A 4,419-nucleotide genomic window follows, 5' to 3' on the forward strand; every position below is an offset into this window, starting at 1 on the left:
ATCCCCGCCACACGCTGCCGGATCACGCGCCCACGCACGGTTCGAACACCGTCAGTGAGAACCGGGCAGGGACATCGGTCGAGTTGATGTAGGCATGGGGAGCATCGCCGCGAAATGACAGTGCGTCGCCTTCTGCGAGGTCATAGTGGTTGCCGCCCGCTTCGATCGTGACTGCTCCCTCCTGGACGTGGAGGGGCTCCGGCACTCAAATACCTGAACATCACAGGGGTGGGTTGCGGCGATGAGGGCTTGGGCTTGTTGCCCGGCAAGCATTCGGGATTCGCCGTTGGCTTGAATGGCGGCTGCGTGGGCGGTGAGGGGGCATTTCTTGGTGCCGAAGCGCCCCACATGGTGCCGAACGGCCAACCCGCACTGTCGCCGTCGCTTGTGCGAGTGTTGTTATGGCATAGTTATGGCATGGGCTTGCTGACGTTGGACACACTGTTGGATCTTGAGCGAGCGGGATGGGATTCCCTGTGCAACCGCGCCGGAGCTGTCTTCTATGGCGAGTTGATGACCGAGGATGGCCTCATGGTCTTGGTGAACGGCTTCATCATGGACCGTGACGCCGTGGTGGCTTCACTCAACGAGGCGCCGGGCTGGGACAGGTACGAGATCACAGATGCTCGAATGGTCGCCGCTGGAAACAGCGCGGCTGCCATTGTTTACAAAGCCAAAGCCTCCCGCGGTGACGAGGATCCATTTGAGGCGGTCATGAGCAGCACCTACACGCTGGTCGACGGAAAGCCTCGTCTCGCGCTGTACCAGCAGACAACAGCCACCCACTGAGCACGTCTGTACGCGCTCGCTTCTGCCGCCGCGTACAGGGAGCATGAAATTCACACTCCCGATGATTGGCGCATGTTCTCGGAGGCATGTTGCGCGTAGATGAGGGTGTCGGTCCATTCGCCTTTGCTGAACTAGTCCTGGACGTGATGTGCCTCGAGCCGGAGCCCGACACGACGAGCGAGCGCGGCAGAGGCACTGTTGCGGCCATCTATCTTCGCGGTGATGCGGTGGAGCCGGTAGTGGTCAAACCCGAGGGCGAGTGCTGCTCGGACGGCTTCGCTGGCGAAACCGTGCCCACCGTGTGCTGGGTCGAGAACCCACCCGATCTCGCCTTGACGGTGCTCGTGATCGGTGAGCCAAAGGGCCACGTCTCCGATTGCGACGCCGCCATCTTCGATGACCAGTGCAAGCACACCAGTCTCGCCATCGAGGTCGGTCTTCGCTAGCCGCTCGGAGAGCTTGTCGCGGGTGACTTCCGCGGTTCATGGCTCGTCCAACAGGTAGCGGGCAACGCCGGGTTGAGAGTACAGCTTGTGAAGCCAAACGGCATCCTCAGCATCATGCAGACGGAGCCGGAGTCGTTCCGTCACCAACGGCTACTGAGCGGTAGGTGTGAGAATGCGTCGGTAGTGGAACAACTCCTCGTGCTGGCCTGCGGGCGTGATTCCGACACCTCGCTCCGCCTCACGGAACCCTGCATTGGCCAAGCATTGCTGGGAGGCCTTGTTCCCCGGAAGTGTGCGCGCCGTCAGAGTCTGGAGTCCACTGTTGCGTGCGAAACGCGACGCCAGCTCCAATCCTCGGCGGGCATGCCCTTTTCCGCGTGCGTCGGGATGAATCCAGAACCCGACCTCGGCTGTCTCCGAGTTGGCATCGAAGAGCACCATGGAGCCCACAAACCGGTTCGTCTCGGTATCCGCGAGCGCAAGGACTGCCAACTTGCCTGACGCCAGCCCCGCTGCTACCTCTTCGCCGATCATGCGTCGCACGGACTCGGGGGTGTAGTCGGACTCGGGCAGGTGGCCGAAGCGCCGCACAGCTTCATCCTTGGTGCCGGCTGCATACGCCTCTGCGTCGAGCTCAGAAAGGGGGCGTAGGCGAGTGTCCTCATAGGTGATCGGAAGGGCGGTGGCATCAAGCATGGATTAAACCTAACATAGTACGGATAGCTAATAGAATATTGTTTGGTTAGGCTGGTCGGGTGAGTTACTGGGAGCATCGCAAACCTGTTCAGCGCCTCCGTGCCGTGGACATAATGGAGGTTGCGCGGGTGTCGGCCAAACTGCTGGACGACGGAGGGTTGAGAGCCCTCACGTTAAGGTCTGTGGCGCAGAAGGTAGGTGTCGCGCCAGCGAGCCTGTACTCACGTGTCGAATCGGTTGACGATCTGTTTGATCTCGCCCTCGACGCAGCGCTGGCAGATGATCCCTTGATGTCCGAGGCGATCCGCAGCGCTGACCTTCCTGACCTCATGCAGGCTTTTTTCGTGCACCTCACGGCCCACCGCTGGGCCGGGCAGGTCATCGGTATGCGCGCGCCAAGAGGTCCCGCATATCTGACTCTCTCTGAACGGATGTGCGTTCTTCTCGAACAGGCGGGCGCCCCCGACCCGCTTGGGACTGCCTACCGATTGTCCAACCTGGTGATCGGCTCCGCCTTGACTGCTCCGATGGCACCTGATGAAAAGCGCGTTGTCATCGACCCTGAGCAAGCTCCCACCTACGCGCGTCTCCACACGGCGCATCACATCAGTCCGCAAGCGATCTTGGCTCAGGGCATCAAGGCGCTTCTGCCTTAGGAACACCGTCATCTGCGCTTTTCGTAGTCCATGAGGTGTCGGAATACCTGTAACTGCCTTCAGCAGGGAGCGATTCGGCTGGTCGGGCAAGCCCTAGTGCGTCCACCACTTGCACGACACGGGCGCGCTGCGCCTCGGTGAGGCCCTGGATCGGCAGCGGCAGGCACCCGTGAGGTGCCCAGCCGAGATGCTCGGCTATCGCAGCGGTGACGCGCAGACTGCCCCCAAATTCGGCAAACAACTCCCGCAGGGGTGCCAGCCGCTCTGATTCTGACACAGCCTCGCTCTCGCGGCCCTTTTGTGCGGCGCGGGTGATTGTGAGTGCTGGCGCGGGAAGTGTGCCGCCGATTACCGAGTACCAAGCATCGCAGCCGGCATTCAGGCCCGTCGCGGCGAAGGCGTCACCGGAAACCCCGATCGTGACATGTTCCGGCACCATCGCACGGATTGCGGCGACGTGATCGAGCGCTTCTTGCGGATCAGTGGGAATGCCGGGGATCTTGATCGACGCAATTCCAGGGAGGTCGGCGATGCGGGCGTAGAGGTCGCACGTGAACGTGAAGTGGGTGGTGCCGGGGTTGTCGTAGACGATCACCGGCAGTTCCGTGTACTTGGTGACGGTGCGATACAGCTCGAACACGTCATCGGCGGTGAGGGCCTGATATGTCATCGGGGGTACCAGCACCCCCGCGGCTCCCGCTCTTTCTGCGGCATCGATACGGGCGAGGATGTGCGAGGTGCGCAAGCTTCCAACACAGACGAACACTGGAGTCAATCCGGCATGCTCGACCGCGAGTTTCGCAACGCGGTCGCGCTCTGCCGGGGTGAGGTAGGCGTAAGAGCCGGTCGACCCGAGTGTGGTGATCGAATCCACTCCCGAGGCGGCAAGCCGCTCAATGAGGCCCGTGAAGGCCTGCTCGTCGACGCGATCGTTGTGGAGCGGGGTGAGGGGGAAGGCAGAGAGGCCGGTGAAAAGCTGGCTGGTCATGACTGGTCCTGGTCGAGTCGGTGTTCGGTCGTGCGTCTGCCGTCGCGCTGCGCGGCTGCTCCCGCGAGAACAACCAGCGCGATACCGGCCAATTGCATGACGGTGGGGGTCTGGGCGAGCACGAGCAAGCCGATGAGGATCCCGAAGGCGGGCTCGATTGACAGCAGAGTGCCGAGAGCAGTGTGGGTCATGTGGCGCAGGGCGAGCATCTCGAGGCCGAATGCGATCACCGGCGAAATGAGCGCGATTCCCGCCGTGACCGGGATCACCCACCAGGTGAGCTCGCCCCTGATGACCTGCGGCAGACCAACCGGCAACGTTGCGAGCGCTGCGACCGGGATCGTCAGTGACAGGCCGCTGATGCCAGAGAACCGGTCTCCGACGTGCTGAGTGAACAGATTGTAGAGGCCCCAGCAGGTGCCCGCGATAAGCGCGAAGCAGACACCGGCGAAATCAACTCTCCCGTGCCATGGTTCTGTCAGAAGCACGACGCCTATGAGGGCGAGCATCGGCCAGATGAGAGCTTTGCGCTGTTTGCTCATAATCCCGGCGACTGCCAGCGGGCCGAGGAACTCGATCGCGACTGCGGTGCCCAGTGGGATGCGCTCAACGGCTGCGAGGAAGAACGCCGTCATGAACCCCGTTGCCACGCCCAGTGCAATCAGCGCGGGGATGTCTTTCCTGCGGAGGGAATGGATCGCAGGCCGGGCGATGAGCCAGAGGAGCAGGCTGCCACAGCACATACGCAGCCACGCGGTGCCCGCCGGCCCGATCTGGTCGATCACCAGCACGGACAATGCGTTGGACAGTTGCACGGCCAGCATTGCGGCGACCGCCATAGTCC

At 62.5% G+C, this 4,419-nt stretch carries 7 protein-coding genes; 2 read left to right on the forward strand and 5 right to left on the reverse strand.

Annotated elements, in window-relative coordinates; genetic code table 11:
• Positions 1–22 precede the first annotated feature (22 nt).
• On the reverse strand, positions 23–205 hold the full coding sequence (locus HMPREF3162_RS02620; RefSeq protein WP_070776830.1) for a cupin domain-containing protein: 183 nt from the start codon (positions 203–205) through the stop codon (positions 23–25).
• A gap of 44 nt (positions 206–249) precedes the next feature.
• Here HMPREF3162_RS02620 and HMPREF3162_RS02625 point away from each other — a divergent pair, with 44 nt between their 5' ends.
• Positions 250–789: a nuclear transport factor 2 family protein gene (locus HMPREF3162_RS02625; protein WP_256282610.1), complete on the forward strand. Its 540-nt coding sequence runs from the start codon at positions 250–252 to the stop codon at positions 787–789.
• A 131-nt stretch (positions 790–920) separates the two neighbouring features.
• Here the strand turns inward: HMPREF3162_RS02625 and HMPREF3162_RS11965 are convergent, their stop codons facing one another.
• Entirely contained in the window at positions 921–1,202 is a 282-nt protein-coding gene (locus HMPREF3162_RS11965) for a GNAT family N-acetyltransferase (protein WP_256282612.1), read from the reverse strand.
• Between the two features lie 183 nt (positions 1,203–1,385).
• Positions 1,386–1,931 (reverse strand): GNAT family N-acetyltransferase, encoded by a 546-nt coding sequence (locus HMPREF3162_RS11970; RefSeq protein ID WP_070776832.1) that lies wholly within the window; start codon positions 1,929–1,931, stop codon positions 1,386–1,388.
• Positions 1,932–1,990: 59 nt separating this feature from the next.
• On the opposite strand from HMPREF3162_RS11970, the gene HMPREF3162_RS02640 reads away from it, so the two are divergent.
• On the forward strand, positions 1,991–2,587 hold the full coding sequence (locus HMPREF3162_RS02640) for a TetR family transcriptional regulator (RefSeq protein ID WP_256282614.1): 597 nt from the start codon (positions 1,991–1,993) through the stop codon (positions 2,585–2,587).
• On the opposite strand, the gene HMPREF3162_RS02645 is transcribed toward HMPREF3162_RS02640, so the two are convergent.
• Together HMPREF3162_RS02645 and HMPREF3162_RS02650 are read right to left on the reverse strand one after the other, a co-directional pair.
• The gene (locus HMPREF3162_RS02645; protein ID WP_083318875.1) at positions 2,568–3,575 is read right to left on the reverse strand and encodes a dihydrodipicolinate synthase family protein; all 1,008 of its coding nucleotides are present in this window, start codon (positions 3,573–3,575) and stop codon (positions 2,568–2,570) included. The genes HMPREF3162_RS02640 and HMPREF3162_RS02645 overlap by 20 nt on opposite strands.
• The coding region (locus tag HMPREF3162_RS02650; RefSeq protein ID WP_371089252.1) for an EamA family transporter at positions 3,572–4,419 on the reverse strand (848 nt) is incomplete at its 5' end. The genes HMPREF3162_RS02650 and HMPREF3162_RS02645, both read right to left, overlap by 4 nt.

The sequence above is a fragment of the Brevibacterium sp. HMSC07C04 genome, from assembly GCF_001815905.1.
In the GTDB taxonomy this organism is placed as follows: Bacteria; Actinomycetota; Actinomycetes; order Actinomycetales; family Brevibacteriaceae; genus Brevibacterium.